1 protein-coding gene is annotated in these 389 nt (G+C 39.3%); it reads right to left on the bottom strand.

Annotated features, from left to right (window positions below):
* Positions 1-363, bottom strand: a 363-nt coding sequence (locus GB932_RS22020) for an isoleucine--tRNA ligase (protein WP_197517204.1), incomplete at its 3' end; no start/stop codon positions are given.
* Positions 364-389 lie beyond the last annotated feature (26 nt).

Raw genomic sequence — 389 nt, 5'->3', positions numbered from 1 at the left:
TGGTACAAGATTGTCATTTTCATCTTTTACCAACATCGGTGGAACCTCAGGCTGAGCCATTTTAGCTACTCTCGCATCATCAGCACCAAAAGTTGGAGCCGTGTGAACGATACCTGTACCATCTTCTGTGGTTACGAAGTCACCAAGAATCACTCTGAATGCATTCTCAGGGTTGTCATTAGGTGTAAACCACGGAACTAATTGCTCATATCTTGTATCAACAAGCTTTTCTCCTGTAAATTCCTTTACTATTCTGAAAGGAATTACTTTCGTTTCCGGAGTATAGTTGGCAAAATCTTCATCTGTACCTTCTGCGTATTTTTTACCGAAAACTTTAGGTAAAAGAACGCTGGATAAAACCACTGTTACAGGTTCAAATGTATATTGAT

This window comes from Microbacterium karelineae (assembly GCF_009745985.1).
Taxonomy (GTDB): Bacteria; Actinomycetota; Actinomycetes; order Actinomycetales; family Microbacteriaceae; genus Microbacterium; species Microbacterium karelineae.
The sequence above is the reverse complement of the archived record's forward strand: the minus strand, read 5'-3'. Positions and strand labels throughout refer to the sequence as shown.